The sequence below is a fragment of the Pseudomonas sp. LS44 genome (genome assembly GCF_024730785.1).
Classification (GTDB): Bacteria; Pseudomonadota; Gammaproteobacteria; order Pseudomonadales; family Pseudomonadaceae; genus Aquipseudomonas.
On the sequence record NZ_CP102830.1, the window covers coordinates 4,214,653 to 4,231,910 of the forward strand.

Consider the following 17,258-nt stretch of genomic DNA (forward strand, 5'->3'; position numbering starts at 1 on the left):
CCCTACGAAGCCGTAACGCCTTGTGCAGGAATAAGGAAGTCTCATGTCCGTCATCGCCTCGCCCACTGCCGACCGCGTACTCGACCTTGCCGACTTGCTGCGCGAGTTGGTCGCCCAGGGCGCCGTCGAACAGGAAACCGCCGAGCAATGCCTGGCGATCCGCCGTAGCGCGGTGAACAACCAGCAGCACCCGCTGGAGTTTCTCGCCAGCCAGCAGCTCGACGACCTGCGCCGCCCAGGCAAAAAGCTCGACCTCGACAACCTGACCCGCTGGCTCGCCGACTGGTCCGGACAAGCCTACCTGCGCATCGACCCATTGAAGATCGATGTCGCGGCGATCACCCCGCTAATGTCTTACGCCTTCGCCCAACGGCACAAAATCCTCGCCGTGGCGGTGGACAAGGAAGCGGTGACCATCGCCAGCGCGCAGCCGTTCGTGCACGGCTGGGAAGGCAACCTGACCCACGTGCTGAAACGCCCGATCAAGCGCGTGGTCGCCAGCCCGCTGGATATCCAGCGCTTCACCGTGGAGTTCTACCGCCTGGCCAAATCGGTCAGCGGCGCCACCTCGGCCGATCAGAAGATCAGCGGGGTCGGCAACTTCGAGCAACTGCTCAGCCTCGGCGCGCAGGACCAGGAGCCGGACGCCAACGACGCGCACATCGTCAACATCGTCGACTGGCTGTTCCAGTACGCCTACCAGCAGCGCGCCAGCGACATCCATATCGAGCCGCGCCGCGACATGGGCACCGTGCGCTTTCGCATCGACGGGGTGCTGCACAACGTCTATCAATTCCCACCGCAAGTGACCATGGCCATCGTCAGCCGCCTGAAAAGCCTCGGGCGGATGAACGTCGCCGAGAAGCGCAAGCCGCAGGACGGCCGGATCAAGACCAAGACCCCGGACGGCGGCGAGGTCGAGCTGCGCCTGTCGACCCTGCCCACCGCCTTCGGCGAGAAGATGGTGATGCGGATCTTCGACCCCGAAGTGCTGCTGAAGAACTTCGACCAGCTCGGCTTCTCCGCCGACGACCTCAAGCGCTGGCAGAGCATGACCGGCCAGCCCAACGGCATCATTCTGGTCACCGGACCGACCGGCTCGGGCAAGACCACCACGCTGTACACCACCCTCAAGCAGCTGGCGACCAGCGAAGTGAACGTCTGCACCATCGAAGACCCGATCGAGATGATCGAGTCGGCGTTCAACCAGATGCAGGTGCAGGCCAACATCGACCTGACCTTCGCCAGCGGCGTGCGCGCACTGATGCGCCAGGACCCGGACATCATCATGATCGGCGAGATCCGCGACCTGGAAACCGCCGAGATGGCGATCCAGGCGGCGCTCACCGGCCACCTGGTGCTCTCGACCCTGCACACCAACGACGCCCCCAGCGCGATCACCCGCCTGCTCGAACTCGGCGTGCCCTACTACCTGTTGAAAGCCACCCTGCTCGGCGTCATGGCCCAGCGTCTGGTGCGCACCCTGTGCCCGCACTGCAAGGCGCCGGTCGAGCTCGACGAGGCCGACTGGCAGAGCCTGACCAAACCCTGGAGCGCCCCGCCGCCGACTCAGGCGATGCGCGCCGTGGGCTGCCTGGAATGCCGCGACACCGGCTACCGCGGGCGCGCCGGGGTGTATGAAATCATGCTGCTGAACGACCACATCAAGCCGCTGATCACTGCCGACACCGACCTCATCGCCCTGCGCCGCGCGGCGTTCAAGGACGGCATGCGCAGCCTGCGCCTGTCCGGCGCGCAAAAGGTCGCCGCCGGCCTGAGCACCATCGAGGAAGTCCTGCGCGTCACCCCGCAGAGCGAGCAGAAGTAGCGCCTGTGCGCGGGTAATCCTGGGCTGCTTGGAACACCGCATTGTCGCCAGGGCGTGGCCCTGTAGGAGCGAATTCATTCGCGATAGGGGATTGCCTTGATCGCGAATGAATTCGCTCCTACACGGTTGTGCAACAGGTAGGGCGGGTGCAACCCGCACCACCAGTGTCGCGTCGCGGGCACCCGTACGGTTCTGCCATTCCCGAGGGTGGATATAAAAAGTGACATCCACCCTACCTGCTTCTCGCCGAGGCTTGCCAAGCGACCGACCGCCTGGCTCCCCAGCCTTCCCGCCGGTCCGGACCTGCCTATAGTGTCCATACGCGCCCTTTGGGTCACGGTGTATGGGCCTCCCGATGTACGCCATTCGTCGAACCTTCCTGACTAGCGTCCTGCTCAGCCTGACCCTGTTGGGCGCCAGCGCAGGCGCAGTGCTCCTGCCGCCGCTGCCCCAGGCGCCGCTGGTGCCAACGCCGCTGCGCCAACTGCTCGATGAGTTTCCGCTACCCTGCGCACCGCTGCCGGCCAGCCTCAACGCCGCGGCCCAGGCGCAACTCGATGCCTTCTACCAACAACGCGACGATCAGCCGGTCTGGCGCGATATGGCTCAGCTCGGCGCCCTGCGCGAGCAGCTCGACCTGCTCGTCGATGACGGCCTCGACCCTGCCGATTACCCGCTGCCGAGTAGCCTCGACGCCACGGCCGGCTGCGCCGAGTTGCTCGCCAGCCACACCTTTTTGCGCGCCATTCGCCATCTGCGCAGCGGGCGCCTGGAGCAACGCCGCTTCGAACCCTTGTGGCGCCCACCGGAAGCCGCGCGCGCCGATCCGTATCTGGCGGCGCTGTCGATTGCCCTGCGCGATGTCGATCAGCCGGCCCAGGCCTTCGCCGCCGCGCGCCCCAGCCTGCCGCAATACCAGGCCCTGCGCAGTCTGTACGCTCAGGTGCGCCTGCAACCGCTGGCCCGCTGGGCGCCGCTGCCCGCTGGCCCGCTGCTGCGCCCCGGCGAGAGTGATCCGCGGGTTCCCGCGCTGCGCGCGCGCCTGGCCGCCGAGGACTATCTGCACGGCGAACCAGCCGCCCGCCTGGACCTGCGCCATGACCGCGAAGTGGTCGCCGCGCTGCAGGCTTTTCAGCAGGAGCACAGCCTCAAGCCCGACGGCCTGCTCGGTCCGGCCAGCCTCGGCGAGCTGAATGTCGATGCGTTGACCCGCCGCGATCAGCTCAAGGTCAATCTGGAACGCCTGCGCTGGCTGGCCGATGATCTGGCCGGCGCGCAGGTGCAAATCAATGTGGCCGCCGCCGAACTGCGGGTCATCGACAACGGCCAGGAGCTCTGGCGCACGCGCACCCAGGTCGGCCGGCCGACGCGCCAGACCCCGCTGCTCGCCTCGCGCATCGAGCGTCTGACCCTCAACCCGCGTTGGATCGTGCCGCCGACCATCTTCCGCGAGGACAAACTGCCGGAAATTCGCCGCGACCCCGGCTACCTCGAGCGTCATCAGATGAGCGTCGCCGATCGCTATGGCAATCGCCTCGATCCGGCGCAGATCGACTGGGACAACCCCGGCCAGATCCGCCTCAGCCAGGCCGCCGGCGAAAGCAATCCGCTCGGTCGCCTGGCCCTACGCTTCGCCAATCCGTTTGCCGTGTACCTGCACGACACGCCCAGCCAGCTGCTGTTCGACAAATCGCCGCGCTTCTTCAGCTCCGGCTGCGTGCGCGTCGAAGCGGTGACCAACCTGCTGGATTTCCTGCTCGGCCCGGACGAGTTGCTGACCGTGCAGGAACGCCTGGCCAGCGGCCGCACCCAGGAATATCGCCTGCGCCAGAAAGCGCCCCTGCTGATCGCCTACTGGACCGTCGAAGTCGGCGCCGATGGCCGGCCGCACTATGCGCCGGATATCTACGGCCAGGACGCCAAACTGTTGCGCGGCCTGCTGCGCTCGCGGCCGTAACCACTCGCGGCCTGGCGGAGGCTGCACCGGCCGCGCGGCTGTGCTTAGATGGGCGTCGGCCGTTCGGCCACAGACTAAAAATGGAGATTTTTGTCATGGAAATTGGTGGCGTACTGCTGCTCTTCGTTGCACTGGCGATTGCCGTCGTGTTCATGGGCTTCAAGGTCGTGCCGCAAGGTTTCGAATGGACCGTGGAGCGCTTCGGCCGCTACACCAACACCCTGCGCCCGGGCCTGAACATCATCGTGCCGGTGATGGACCGCATCGGCCGCAAGCTCAACGTCATGGAAAGCGTGCTGGACATCCCACCGCAGGAAGTGATCACCGCCGACAACGCCACGGTGCAGATCGACGCGATCTGCTTCTTCCAGATCATCAACGCGGCGCAGGCGGCCTACGAGGTCAACAACCTCGAGCACGCGATCCGCAACCTGGTGATGACCAACATCCGCACCGTGCTCGGCTCGATGGAGCTGGACGCGATGCTCGGCCAGCGCGACGCGATCAACGAGCGTCTACTGAAAACTGTCGACGAAGCCACCGCACCGTGGGGCATCAAGATCACCCGCATCGAGATCAAGGACATCAGCCCGCCCGCCGACCTGATGGCCGCGATGTCCGGGCAGATGAAAGCCGAACGCATCAAGCGTGCGCAAATCCTCGAAGCCGAAGGCCTGCGCGCCGCCGCGATCCTCACCGCCGAAGGGCAGAAGCAGGGCGACATCCTCAAGGCCGAGGGTCAGCGCCAGGCCGCCTTCCTCGAAGCCGAAGCGCGTGAGCGGGCGGCCCAGGCCGAAGCCGAGGCGACGCGCATGGTCTCCGAGGCGATCGCCGCCGGTAACGTGCAGGCGGTCAACTACTTCGTCGCGCAGAAGTACATCGACGCGCTCGGCCAGCTGGCCGGCGCCAACAACAGCAAGGTGATCCTCATGCCGCTGGAAGCCAGCCAGGTGATCGGCGCGGTCGGCGGGATCGGCGAGATCGTCAAAGCCACCTTCGGTGGCGCCAGCGACCGCAAAGCATGATCAGCTACCTGCAACACCTCACTTACTGGGACTGGCTGGCGTTCGGCACGCTGCTGCTGATTCTCGAAGTGTTTGGGGCCGGCGGTTATCTGCTCTGGTTGGGCGTGGCCGCGGCCACGGTCGGGGTGCTGACCTTCGTGTTCCCCAGCATGCCGTGGACCTGGGAGTTCCTCCTGTTCGGGGTGTTCTCGGTGCTCAGCGCGGTGCTCTGGTGGCGCCGTCAGCGCAGCGCGGCCAAGCCATCCGACCAGCCGGGGTTGAACCAGCGCGGCCAGGAGCTGCTCGGTCGCCAGTTCGTGCTGCATGAGCCCATCGATGGCGGGCGCGGCAAGATCAAGGCCGGCGACTCACTGTGGCTGGTCAGCGGCCCGGATCTGCCTGCCGGCACGCCGGTGCGGGTGATCGGCCAGCAAGGCGTATTGCTGCAGGTCGAGGCCGTCTGAGTACGGCTACGCTACCGACAAACTGCACCCGCGCCTGACCTCCAGGCGCGGCCAGGAGCCGCTTCCAGCAAAGATAAGGCACGGTGATGGCATTTGGTCGGGTCTGCGGAACCTCTGCGCCGTTGGTCCGTTCCACTGTTCAGGCCCACCCATGGAGCAACCCCATGCGCCGCTATCTGACTTGCGCCAGTTTCGCCCTGATTGGCTTATCCACCGGCCCTGCCATGGCCGATTCGGATTTCTGGAAAGACGTCCTGTCTTCCGGGGCCACCACCGCTTCCACCTATCTGACCTTCAAGGACGACAAACAGGTGCTCGCCGCCCGCGACGATGCCAGCGTCTTCGTCGCCAGCGCTGGGCAGATCCGCGGCCCCTACCTGGAAGCCGCGCTACGCCAGGCCCGCGCCGAGCATCCTGGCCTGCAGATCAGCGATGAGCAGCTGGCCACGGCGATTCTCGCCCGACCCTGAGCCGCTCACCTCGCGTTCCGGTTAGACTAACTGGTACGAACGTACATCAACCATCGGAGCTCAGGGATGAGAGCAGTACGCGCGGCGCTGAGTGCGTTGCAGCGGGTCAGCTACGCCGTGGCGCCGTTGGCCAGCAAACTGCGCCCAGCTGCCCAGGACGAAGCCGAGCGCCTCTACCTGCTGCACGAAAGCCACACCAGCATCCTGCGCAGCGCGCGCAGCCAGGAACCCATCAGCCGCGCCTTGGGCAGTCTGCCCGCGCGCGGCTGCCGCCCATGACCCGTGGAGCCAATCTCCCCATGCAGCAAGAAATCCTCAGTCCCGGCCCACTCCTCACCGCCGAAGGCCTACTGGCCCAGCCTGGCTGGGCGCGCCAGCCGCTCTGGCAGTACCAGCGCGCGGCGATCCACACCGCCGGCTGGCGGATCAAGGAGTGGGACTACTACGCGGTGCTGTCCGCCGATCAGCGCTTCGGCATCGCCCTGACCGTCGCCGACCTCGGCTACGTCGGCATGGTCGCGCTCTGTTATCTGGATTTCGAGCGCGGCAGCTTTCAGCAGGTCGATAGCCTGACGCCGCTGCCACTGGGCCGCCTCGGCCTGACGGCGGACAGCCAGAACGGCCGACTGAGCCATCACAGCCGCACGCTGCAGGTGGACATCGAGGTCGAAGACGGCCAGCGCCGGCTGCGCTTCGCCGCGCCCGGCATGCGTGCGGCAGACGGCACGCGCGGACTGAGCGGAGAGATCGTCCTGCAGCAGCCGGCCGCGCTGGAGTCGATGAACATCGCCACTTCCTGGGCGGAGAACCGCCACGCCTTCTACTACAACCGCAAGCTCAACTGTCTGCCAGCCAGCGGCAGCGTCAACTTCGGCGGCCGCACCCTGACGCTCGACCCGCGCCGCGACGCCGGGGTGCTCGACTGGGGACGCGGCGTGTGGACTTACCAGAACCGCTGGTACTGGAGCTCGGCGTCCGGCTTCCTCGACGGCGTGCCGTTCGGTTTCAACCTCGGTTATGGCTTCAGCGACCGCAGCCCGGCCAGCGAGAATGCGCTTATCCATGGCGACCGCCTGCACAAGCTGGGCGAGGTGCACTTCACCTACGATCCCGCCGACTACCTCAAGCCCTGGCACCTCAGCGACGACGCCGGGCGCCTCGACCTGGCCTTCCAGCCGCTGCTCAATCGCCATTCAAAGATCGACCTGCTGCTGATGAAGACCGTGCAGCACCAGGTGTTCGGCCACTTTTCCGGCCGCGTGGTGCTCGACGACGGCACGCCGCTGCAGCTCAACGACTTCCTTGGCTTCGCCGAAGACGTGTTCAACCGCTGGTAGCGCAGGCACAGAACAGATCCACAGGGTGGGTTAACCGTAGGCGTAACCCACCGATCAGGCTGGACACCCGTGTTCCGGGCGATGCCGCTGGTTTCAGCGCCTTGGTAGGAGCGAGTTCATTCGCGATCCGCGGCGCCGGCTATCGCGGATAAATCCGCTCCTACAAAGAAATCTACGTCAGACCCTACGGATCTGCCGCAATCTCCCGGCCTGCACCGCTTCTCCCTCTCCCGCTGGGGAGAGGGCCGGGGTGAGGGGAGGAAGCCTCGTAGCAACGCAACATTTTCGCCTGCATTGACTGCGCCCCCTCACCCTGCCCTCTCCCCAGCGGGAGAGGGTTCTGCCCGCGTGGCCTGCCCGGCCTAAATGAACGACATTACGCCCGAGGGCGGCCTGTCGTTTGGAGCGCCGCGCTTACTCGCGGTAGTCGTCCAGCGGCACGCAGGCGCAGAACAGGTTGCGGTCGCCGTAGACGTTGTCGACGCGGTTCACCGTCGGCCAGTACTTGTGCGCACGGGTATGCGCGCTCGGCGTCACCGCTTCCTCGATGCTGTACGGCCGCTCCCAGATGCCGATCACGTCGGCCAGGCTGTGCGGGGCGCGCTTGAGCGGGTTGTCCTCGGCCGGCCAGTCGCCGTTCTGCACCTTGGCAATCTCCGCGCGGATGCTCAGCATCGCCTCGATGAAGCGATCCAGCTCGTGTTTGGACTCGCTCTCGGTCGGCTCGATCATCAGCGTGCCAGGCACCGGGAAGGACATGGTCGGCGCGTGGAAGCCGTAGTCCATCAGGCGCTTGGCGACGTCTTCCTCGCTGATCCCGGTTTCCGTCTTCAGCGGACGCAAGTCCAAGATGCACTCATGCGCCACCCGGCCGTTACGACCGCTGAACAGCACCGGGAAGGCACCGCCGAGCTGGCTGGCCAGGTAGTTGGCGTTGAGGATCGCCACTTCGGTGGCGTCGGCCAGTTGCGGGCCCATCATGGCGATGTACATCCAGCTGATCGGCAGGATGCTCGCGCTGCCCCACGGCGCGGCGCTGACCGCGCCGTTCTCCGGATTCGGCCCGTCCAGCGGCACCACCGGGTGGTTGGCGACGAACGGCGCGAGGTGCGCGCGCACGCCGATCGGGCCCATGCCCGGGCCGCCGCCGCCATGCGGGATGCAGAAGGTCTTGTGCAGGTTCATGTGCGACACGTCGGCGCCGATGTCGGCCGGACGGGCCAGGCCGACCTGGGCGTTGAGGTTGGCGCCGTCCATGTACACCTGGCCGCCGTGGGCGTGGATCACTTCGCAGATTTCGCGGATGCCTTCCTCGTACACGCCGTGAGTCGACGGGTAGGTGGCCATCAGGCAGGACAGCTGCGCGCCGGCCTCACTGGCCTTGCGCTTGAGGTCGTCAAGGTCGACGTTGCCCTCACCGTCGCACTCGACAATCACCACGCGCATGCTCGCCATCTGCGCCGAGGCCGGGTTGGTGCCGTGCGCCGACGCCGGGATCAGGCAGATATTGCGATGCGCATCGCCGCGGCTCTCGTGGTATTTGCGGATCGCCAGCAGGCCGGCGTACTCGCCCTGGGCGCCGGAGTTTGGCTGCATGCAGATGGCGTCGAAACCGGTGATGGCGCGCAGCCATTCCTCCAGCTCGTCGATCATCAACTTGTAACCCTGGGCCTGCTCGCGTGGCGCGAACGGGTGCAGGTTGGCGAATTCCGGCCAGGTGATCGGGATCATCTCACTGGTCGCATTGAGCTTCATGGTGCAGGAACCGAGCGGGATCATCGACTGGTTGAGGGCCAGATCCTTGTTCTCCAGCTGCTTGAGGTAACGCAGCATCTCGGTTTCGCTGTGGTGGGTGTTGAACACCGGATGGCTCAGGTACGCCGAGCGGCGCTGCAGGCCGGCGGGAATCCCGGCGCTCGCCGCAGCGGCATCCAGCTCGGCGACCGACAGACCGTGGTCGGCGCCGAGGAAGATGGCGAACAGCTGCTCGACGGTTTCCGCCGTGCAGGTTTCATCCAGGCTGAGCGCCAGGTGGCCGCGACCGAGGATGCGCAAGTTGATGCGCGCGGCCAGGGCCGACTCGATGATCGCCGTCTGGCTACCGCCGACGTCGAGGGTCAGGGTGTCGAAGAAGTGCTGGTTGAGACGGGCAATGCCTTTCTGCTCGAGGCCGGCGGCGAGGATCGCGGTGAGCCGCTGGACGCGCTGGGCGATGCGCTTGAGGCCCTGCGGGCCGTGGTAGACCGCATAGAAACTGGCGATGTTGGCCAGCAGGACCTGCGCGGTGCAGATGTTCGAGTTGGCCTTCTCGCGGCGGATGTGCTGCTCGCGGGTCTGCAGCGCCATGCGCAGGGCGACGTTGCCGCGCGCGTCCTTGGACACACCGATAATGCGCCCCGGCATGGCCCGCTTGAATTCGTCGCGGGTGGCGAAATAGGCGGCATGCGGGCCGCCGTAACCCATGGGCACGCCGAAACGCTGCGCCGAGCCGAACACCACGTCGGCGCCCAGCTCGCCGGGCGGGGTGAGCAGCAGCAGGCTGAGCAGATCGGCACCGACGCAGGCCAGCGCCTGCTGGGCGTGCAGTCGCTCGATCAACGGTTTGAGGTCACGGATCTCGCCACGGGTGTCCGGGTATTGCAGCAACGCGCCGAACACCCGGTGTTCACCGAGAGTCTCGACGGCGCCGATGACCACGTCGAAGCCAAACGCTTCGGCACGGGTCTGCACCACCGAGATGGTCTGCGGATGGCAATTTTCGTCGACGAAGAACAGATTGCTCTTGCTCTTCGCCACGCGCTTGGCCAGGGCCATGGCTTCGGCCGCGGCGGTGGCTTCGTCGAGTAGCGAGGCGCTGGCCAGATCGAGGCCAGTAAGGTCGATGGTCAACTGCTGGAAGTTCAGCAGCGCCTCCAGGCGCCCCTGGGCGATTTCCGGCTGGTAGGGCGTATACGCGGTGTACCAACCCGGGTTTTCCAGCACGTTGCGCAGAATCACCGTCGGCGTCAGCGTGCCGTGGTAGCCCATGCCGATCAGACTGGTCCACACCTGGTTCTGCTCGGCGTAGCCACGCAACTTGGCCAATGCAGCACGTTCGTCGAGCGCCTCGGGCAACGCCAGCTGGCCGGTGAAGCGAATCGCCGGCGGCACGGTCTGCTCGATCAGCTCGTCACGGCTGGCCAGGCCGAGGGCCTCGAGCATGGCCTGTTGCTCGGCGGCATCGGGGCCGAGGTGGCGACTGAGGAAGGCGTCGGACTGCAGTTGGGACAGGCTGGGCGTCTGGGACATGGTCGGGCTCTCAGAAAAAGACAAAGCCCTGACGATTCAGGCTGGGTGAAAACTACTGCGCTCGGTTATACCGCGTTGAAATCAGGCTCAAAATGCTCATTTACACTTTGTAAACTGCGCTTTTCCGCCTGATTTATTCGCTGGCGCTTACCCTTCGGGCCAGCCTGCGGCTGTTACTCCCGTTGGTCGTTGCGCCTTGTCTAACCTTCACTCACTACGTTTTCACCCAGCCTGAACAGGGCTTTTGCAAAGGATAGCTAGTTATCAGGCGTCGGCGTCGGCAGCGGCCTTGTAGGCCGCAGCATCGAGCAACTTGTCCAGCTCGGCGACAGCGCTCGGCTTGAGCTTGAAGAACCAGCTACCGTACGGATCGCTGTTGACGTTTTCCGGCGCATCGGTGAGCGCTTCGTTGATCGCGATCACTTCCCCGGAAACCGGTGCGTAGATGTCCGAGGCGGCCTTGACCGACTCCACGACCCCGGCTTCCTGACCGGCGGCCAGTTGCTTGCCGACTTCCGGCAGCTCGACGAACACCACATCGCCCAGAGCTTCCTGGGCATGATCGGAGATCCCTACGGTCACAGTGCCATCGGCTTCCAGGCGCGCCCACTCGTGGCTGGCGGCATAACGCAAATCGGCGGGGGTGGTGCTCATGTCGATGTCCTCGGAGATTTAGGAAGGCGGATGACCCGCCTGAAAATTTAGCAGGCCGTGGCCCCGGCACCGCGTCGCGCCGGGCATTTCGCGCCGGCGGTCGCGGTAAGCGGGCCGCGGCCGATTAGATCAATGCTTTGCCGTTGCGCACGAAGCTCGCTTGCACCACGCGCACCGGGTACCACTTGCCACGGATTTCCACCTCGGCGCGCTCGCCGGTGGCCGCCGGCAAACGGGCCAGGGCGATGGATTTGCCGAGCGTCGGCGAGAAGCTGCCGCTGGTGATTTCACCTTCGCCGATGCCTTCGATGCGCACCACTTGATGGGCGCGCAATACACCACGCTCTTCCAGCACCAGCCCGACCAGCTTCTGCGTCGCGCCGCTGCGCTGGGCTTCCAGCGCCTGACGACCGATGAAATTGCGCGCCGCCGGCTCCCAGGCGATGGTCCAGGCCATGTTGCTAGCCAGCGGCGAAGTGTCTTCGTCCATGTCCTGGCCGTACAGGTTCATCCCGGCCTCCAAGCGCAGCGTGTCGCGGGCGCCGAGGCCGATCGGGGCGATGCCGGCACCGACCAGATCGTTGAAGAAGGTCGGCACTTCGGCGGCCGGCAGGACGATTTCCAGACCGTCTTCGCCGGTGTAACCGGTGCGGGCGATGAACCAGTCGCCTTCGGCGATGCCCTGGAACGGCTTGAGCTCGTGGATCAGCGCGGCGCGCTCGCTGCTCACCAGTTCGGCAGTCTTCTCGCGGGCCTGCGGGCCCTGGATGGCGAGCATGGCCAGTTCGTCCCGCTCAGTCAGTTGCACGTCGAACCCGGCGGCCTGCGCCTGCATCCAGGCCAGATCCTTGTCGCGGGTGGCAGCGTTGACCACCAAGCGATAACCCCAGTCGGTGAGGTACACGATCAGGTCGTCGATGACCCCGCCACGCTCGTTGAGCATGCCGCTGTACAACGCCTTGCCCGGCGTTTTCAGCCGCTCGACGTCATTGGCTAGAAGGTGCTGCAAATAGGCTTTGGCCTGGCTGCCCGCGACGTCCACCACAGTCATGTGGGAGACATCGAAGACGCCGCAGTCGCGCCGCACCTGATGGTGCTCCTCGACTTGCGAGCCGTAATGCAACGGCATATCCCAGCCGCCGAAGTCGACCATTTTGGCGCCCAGGGCGACATGCTGATCGTAGAGGGGGGTGCGCTGTCCCAAGGGTTTCTCCTTCCGGGCGTGCCGAGGATGCGGGCGGACTTAATCGCGTGGCTGAGCTTGCACAGCAAGGCACTGGCGCGCGCGAAACAAGCCCGGTCAACTGACGGGCCGCATCGAATGGCGCGCATTGTAGCCGCAAGCTCGGTGGCTGGACACCCGAGTGCAGATCGATGGAGCGAGGTTCGGTAGCGGCCGGGGGACGGCGCTTTTTCCGGCACCGCGAGCCATTAAACGCGTCCCGCCTAGCCCTATTGAACTTAGCTAATGGCCGACGCGGCGCGCCGAACGCCGGATCAAACCGACCACTGGCAGCAGGCCGACCAACACCAGGGTCAACGCCGGCAGCGCGGCGCGCGCCCACTCGCCTTCGCTGGTCATCTCGAAGATGCGCACGGCCAGGGTGTCCCAGCCGAACGGACGCATCAGCAGGGTGGCAGGCATTTCCTTGAGCACATCGACGAACACCAGCAGCGCCGCGGACAACGCGCCGGGCATCAGCAGCGGCAGGTACACCGCGAAGAACAAGCGGGGCCCGCCAATGCCCAGGCTGCGCGAGGCTTCCGGCAACGACGGGCGGATGCGCGCCAGGCTGCTTTCCAGCGGCCCGTAGGCGACCGCCATGAAACGCACCAGATAGGCCAGCAGCAACGCCGCCAAACTACCGAGCAGCAACGGCTTGCCGGCGCCGCCGAGCCATGCCGACAGTGGAATGACCAATTGTTTATCGAGGTAACTGAACGCCAGCATGATCGCCACTGCCAACACCGAGCCGGGCAGCGCGTAGCCGAGGTTGGCCAGCGCGACCGCCGAACGCACCGCCCGGGTCGGCGCCAGGCGTCGCGAGAAGGCCAGCAGCAGCGCCACAGCGACAACCAGCAGGGCGGCCAGGGCGCCGAGGTAGAGGGTGTGCAGGATCAGCGCGAAGTAGCGTTCGTCGAGATCGAAACGGCCGCGCCGCCAGAACCACACCAGCAGTTGCAGCACGGGAACGACAAACGCGCAGGCGAAAACCAGCCCGCACCAGCTGCTCGCCGCCCACGCCCGCCAGCCGCGCAGGTGATACAACGCGCGGCCGCGGGGACGCTCGCTGCTCGGCCGGCTAACGCCCCGCGCGCGGCGCTCGCCATACAGCACCAGCATCACCGCGAGCAGCAGCAGGCTAGCCAGCTGAGTGGCGCTGGACAGGCTGTAGAAGCCATACCAAGTCTTGTAGATGGCGGTGGTGAAAGTGTCGAAGTTGAACACCGCGACCGCGCCGAAATCCGCCAGAGTCTCCATGATCGCCAGCGCCAGGCCGGCACCGATGGCCGGCCGCGCCATCGGCAAGGCGACCCGCCAGAATGCCTGCCAGGGCGACAGGCCGAGCACCCGTGCAGCTTCCATCAAGCCCTTGCCCTGGGCCAGGAAGGCGCTGCGCGCGAGCAGGTAGACGTAGGGATAGAAGACCAGCACCAGCACGATGATCACCCCGCCGGTGGAGCGTACCCGCGGGAACCGCCAGCCGCTGCCGAACCAGTCGCGCCACAGGCTTTGCAGCGGGCCGGAGAAATCCAGCAGGCCGATGAACACGAACGCCAGCACGTAGGCGGGAATCGCGAATGGCAGCATCAATGCCCAATCTAGCCAGCGCCGGCCGGGAAATTCGCAGAGGCTGGTGAGCCAGGCCAGGCTGACGCCGAGCAGCGTCACGCCGACGCCGACGCCGAGCACCAGGCTCAGGGTGTTGCCGAGCAGGCGCGGCATTTGGGTTTGCCACAGGTGCGCCCAGATCTCCTGGTCGATGCTGCCCCAGCTGAACAGCAGTACCGTCAGCGGCAACAGCACCAGGGCGGCGACGGCGAAAGAGATGGGATACCAGCGGCGCTGGGCGGGATGGGCCACGCGAGTCCTCGACAATCCAGAATGACAACGCCCCGGGCTGGCTGGGGCGTCGAAGTATAAGCGCTTCGTAGGATGGGTTGAGACGCGCCGCGCCGCATCCCGTCTTCCAGGCTCCGCTGTAGGGCGGACTCAGGAGCGCAGCGAACAGTCCGCCGCACATTTCTGCAGCCTTGGCGTACTGCTGCGCGAGTACGCCCTGCGCCTCATCGCAGCCGGTTCGATGGGCATCGCTACGCTCGATCTAGGCGGCCCCACCTCAATTCCAGCCAGCGCGGTCCATCAGCTTGATCGCTTCGGCCTGGCGCTTGCCGGCCACTTCCACCGGGATGCTGTCGGCCTTGAAGCTGCCCCAGGCGGCGACCTCCGCCGACGGCTTGACCTGCGGATTGGCCGGGAACTCTTGGTTGATCCCAGCGAACAGGCTCTGCGCCTCGGCGGTGGTCATCCATTCGACCAACTGCTTGGCTGCTTCCGCATGCGGCGCATGCTTGGTCAGGCCGATGCCCGAGAGGTTGACGTGCACGCCGCGGTCGGCCTGATTGGGCCAGAAGATCTTCACCCGCAGCTCGGGGTTCTGCTGGTGCAGGCGACCGTAGTAGTAGGTGTTGACGATGCCGACGTCGCACTGGCCGGCATCCACCGCCTGGATCACTGCGTTGTCGTCGGCGAACACGTCGGTGGCCAGGTTGTTGACCCAGCCCTGGAGGATTTCCTCGGTCTTGGCCGCGCCATGGGTTTCGATCAGCGTGGCGGTGAGCGACTGGTTGTAGACCTTCTTGCTGGTGCGCAGGCACAGACGGCCTTCCCATTCTTTGCCGGCCAGCGCCTCGTAGGTCGACAGCTCCTGCGGCTGAACCCGCTCGGTGGAGTAGACGATGGTCCGCGCGCGCAGCGACAGGCCAGTCCAGGCATCGCTGCTGGAGCGGTACTGTGGTGGGATGTTGGCCTCGATGGTCTTCGAGGTAAACGGCTGCAGGATGCCCATCTGCTCGGCCTGCCAGAGGTTGCCGGCATCCACGGTGAGCAGCAGGTCGGCGGTGGCATTTTCGCCCTCGGCCTTGATGCGCTGCATCAGCGGCGCTTCCTTGTCGGTGATGAACTTGATCGGCACGCCGGTCTTCGCCGTGTAGGTATCGAAGACTGGCTTGATCAGCTCGTCGATCCGCGAGGAATACACCACCACGGCGTCGACGGCCTGGGCGGAAGTGGCGGCGAGGCTGAGCGCCAGCGCGGCGAAAAGCGGTTGAGCGATGCGCATCATGCGTCCCCAGTGGCGGCAGAAAAGGCGCAAATGATAGTAAACCTCAGTTGCGAATTGACCCGTCGTTTATGTCAGAGTGTTTCAGGAGTGAAAGCGTAGGTTGGGTTGAGGAGCGCAGTGACGAAGCCCAACAGGCGACGGATCAGGCATCGCTACTGCCGGATGACCCGCACGTTGGGCTTCGCTGCGCTCAGCGCCAACCGACGCGCGCGCCAGTTCCGGCAGATCGCCACTCAACCCGAGCGCCTGACGGACGAACAGCGCCTTGGCCTCCGGCAGGCTGTCGACCCAGTTCAAGCCGCGGTTACGCAGCCAGCGCAGCGGCAGCGGATTGGCCTGAAACAGCCGCTCGAACCCTTCCATCGCCGCCATCATCGCCAGGTTGTGCGGCATGCGCCGACGCTCGTAGCGGCTCAACACCTGCGGTTCGGCCAGCCGCTCACCGCGCGCCTGCGCATGCAACAGCACTTCGGCGAGCACCGCGGCATCCAGGAAGCCCAGGTTGACGCCCTGCCCGGCCAGCGGATGAATGCTGTGCGCGGCATCACCGATCAAGGCCAGCCCTGGCTCGATGTAACGCTTGGCATGCCGTTGGCGCAGCGGAATGCACAGGCGCGGATCGGCGCTTTCGATGCTCCCGAGGCGATGCTCGAAGGCGCGCCCCAAGGCGGCGCAGAATGCCTGCTCATCCAGCGCCATCAGTCGCTCGGCTTCCAGCGGGGTGACCGACCAGACGATCGAGCACCACTGCTGATCGCCATCGCGCTCCAGCGGCAGGAAGGCCAGCGGGCCGTCGTCAGTGAAGCGCTGGCGCGCGGTACGCCGATGCGGCTCGCTGCAGCGCACGCTGGTGACGATGGCGTGATGCAGATAATCCCACTCGCGGGTGGCGCAGCCGGCCAGGCGGCGCACCGCCGAGTTGGCGCCGTCGGCGGCGATCAGCAGCGGCGCCCGTACCTCGCGGCCGTCGCTGAGCGTCACTAGCCAGTCGTCGCCGGAGTGGCGCAGCTGTTCCAGACGAACACCGGCCAGCAAGCCAATGTCGCTGGCATGCAGACGCTCGAGCAGGGCGTCCTGGACCACGCGGTTTTCGACAATATGCCCAAGCACCTCGGCGTGCACGCTGGCCGCCGAAAAGTGAATCTGCCCGGTGCCGGAACCGTCCCACACCTGCATTTCGCCGTACGGACTGACGCGCCGCGCACAAATCCCTGGCCACACGCCGAGATTCTCGAGAATCCGCTGACTGGCCCCGGACAGGGCACTGACCCGCGGCTCGAACGCGGCCTGCGAGTCGAACGGCTTGACCGTCAGCGGCCCGCCATCCACCAACAGAATATCCAGGCCGCTGCCTTCCAGAGCCAACGCCAGCGCGCTGCCGACCATCCCGGCACCGACGATGAGCAGATCCGCTTGCAGTTCCATATCAGCCTCGTAGCCGCGGCTTGAGCCGCACATAAAGAGTCTTGTGCACGCGCGCCACCAGCGTGCCGGCGCGGTCGCGCACTTCCACGTGCAGATTCGGCAAGTACTTGTCGCCGTCGGCGGTCTGCGTGCGAATCGTGCTCAGCAGTGCGTCGTCGATGCGGAAGTCGGCATACACCGCGCCCTTGCCGGGGCTGACAAAGTCGATGCTCGCCGCCTTGTCCCAGACGATGTAATCGCTGCCAAGATTCTCCATCAGCATGAGCATGAAGAACGGGTCGGTCATGCTGTACAGCGATCCGCCGAACTGAGTACCGACGTAGTTGCGATTGAACAGGCCCAGGCCCATGCGCACTCGGATAGAGCGGAAGTCCGCGCTGATCTTGCGCACCCGCACACCAGCACCGATATAGGGCGGGTAGAAATTCAACGCCCAGCGCAACAGACGGGCCTTGCGAGCGATTCGACGCGAATCCATGCGGTGT

At 65.9% G+C, this 17,258-nt stretch carries 13 protein-coding genes and 1 pseudogene; 7 read left to right on the forward strand and 7 right to left on the reverse strand.

Annotated features, from left to right (window positions below; all coding sequences use genetic code 11):
* Positions 1-43 precede the first annotated feature (43 nt).
* From NVV93_RS18910 to NVV93_RS18940, 7 genes are all read left to right on the forward strand, one after another.
* Positions 44-1,828, forward strand: coding sequence for a GspE/PulE family protein (locus tag NVV93_RS18910; protein ID WP_258252203.1), 1,785 nt, complete (start codon positions 44-46; stop codon positions 1,826-1,828).
* Positions 1,829-2,183: 355 nt separating this feature from the next.
* The gene (locus NVV93_RS18915) at positions 2,184-3,785 is read left to right on the forward strand and encodes a murein L,D-transpeptidase (RefSeq protein WP_258252204.1); all 1,602 of its coding nucleotides are present in this window, start codon (positions 2,184-2,186) and stop codon (positions 3,783-3,785) included.
* A gap of 95 nt (positions 3,786-3,880) precedes the next feature.
* On the forward strand, positions 3,881-4,810 hold the full coding sequence (locus NVV93_RS18920; protein WP_258254418.1) for an SPFH domain-containing protein: 930 nt from the start codon (positions 3,881-3,883) through the stop codon (positions 4,808-4,810).
* Positions 4,807-5,253: an NfeD family protein gene (locus tag NVV93_RS18925; protein WP_258252205.1), complete on the forward strand. Its 447-nt coding sequence runs from the start codon at positions 4,807-4,809 to the stop codon at positions 5,251-5,253. Before NVV93_RS18920 ends, NVV93_RS18925 begins: the two co-directional genes overlap by 4 nt.
* Positions 5,254-5,417: 164 nt before the next feature.
* Complete coding sequence (locus tag NVV93_RS18930; RefSeq protein ID WP_258252206.1) at positions 5,418-5,723, forward strand: DUF2388 domain-containing protein; 306 nt, start codon at positions 5,418-5,420, stop codon at positions 5,721-5,723.
* Positions 5,724-5,789: 66 nt separating this feature from the next.
* Positions 5,790-6,002, forward strand: coding sequence for a hypothetical protein (locus NVV93_RS18935; protein ID WP_258252207.1), 213 nt, complete (start codon positions 5,790-5,792; stop codon positions 6,000-6,002).
* A 20-nt stretch (positions 6,003-6,022) separates the two neighbouring features.
* Positions 6,023-7,060 (forward strand): DUF2804 domain-containing protein, encoded by a 1,038-nt coding sequence (locus NVV93_RS18940; RefSeq protein ID WP_258252208.1) that lies wholly within the window; start codon positions 6,023-6,025, stop codon positions 7,058-7,060.
* A gap of 414 nt (positions 7,061-7,474) precedes the next feature.
* Here the strand turns inward: NVV93_RS18940 and gcvP are convergent, their stop codons facing one another.
* From gcvP to NVV93_RS18975, 7 genes and pseudogenes are all read right to left on the reverse strand, one after another.
* Positions 7,475-10,348 carry an aminomethyl-transferring glycine dehydrogenase gene (gcvP, locus tag NVV93_RS18945; RefSeq protein WP_258252209.1) on the reverse strand — a complete coding sequence of 958 codons (2,874 nt, stop codon included), beginning with the start codon at positions 10,346-10,348 and terminating at the stop codon, positions 7,475-7,477.
* Positions 10,349-10,612: 264 nt separating this feature from the next.
* The gene (gcvH, locus tag NVV93_RS18950) at positions 10,613-11,002 is read right to left on the reverse strand and encodes a glycine cleavage system protein GcvH (RefSeq protein WP_258252210.1); all 390 of its coding nucleotides are present in this window, start codon (positions 11,000-11,002) and stop codon (positions 10,613-10,615) included.
* A 124-nt stretch (positions 11,003-11,126) separates the two neighbouring features.
* Positions 11,127-12,206, reverse strand: a complete 1,080-nt coding sequence (gene gcvT, locus NVV93_RS18955) for a glycine cleavage system aminomethyltransferase GcvT (protein ID WP_258252211.1) — start codon at positions 12,204-12,206, stop codon at positions 11,127-11,129.
* Between the two features lie 261 nt (positions 12,207-12,467).
* Positions 12,468-14,087: an iron ABC transporter permease gene (locus NVV93_RS18960; protein WP_258252212.1), complete on the reverse strand. Its 1,620-nt coding sequence runs from the start codon at positions 14,085-14,087 to the stop codon at positions 12,468-12,470.
* Between the two features lie 256 nt (positions 14,088-14,343).
* The gene (locus NVV93_RS18965; RefSeq protein WP_258252213.1) at positions 14,344-15,345 is read right to left on the reverse strand and encodes an extracellular solute-binding protein; all 1,002 of its coding nucleotides are present in this window, start codon (positions 15,343-15,345) and stop codon (positions 14,344-14,346) included.
* 210 nt (positions 15,346-15,555) lie between these two features.
* Positions 15,556-16,767: pseudogene (locus NVV93_RS18970) on the reverse strand (2-octaprenyl-3-methyl-6-methoxy-1,4-benzoquinol hydroxylase); the annotation flags it as partial.
* A 7-nt stretch (positions 16,768-16,774) separates the two neighbouring features.
* Positions 16,775-17,251, reverse strand: a complete 477-nt coding sequence (locus NVV93_RS18975; RefSeq protein WP_258252214.1) for a DUF4442 domain-containing protein — start codon at positions 17,249-17,251, stop codon at positions 16,775-16,777.
* Between the last annotated feature and the right edge of the window lie 7 nt (positions 17,252-17,258).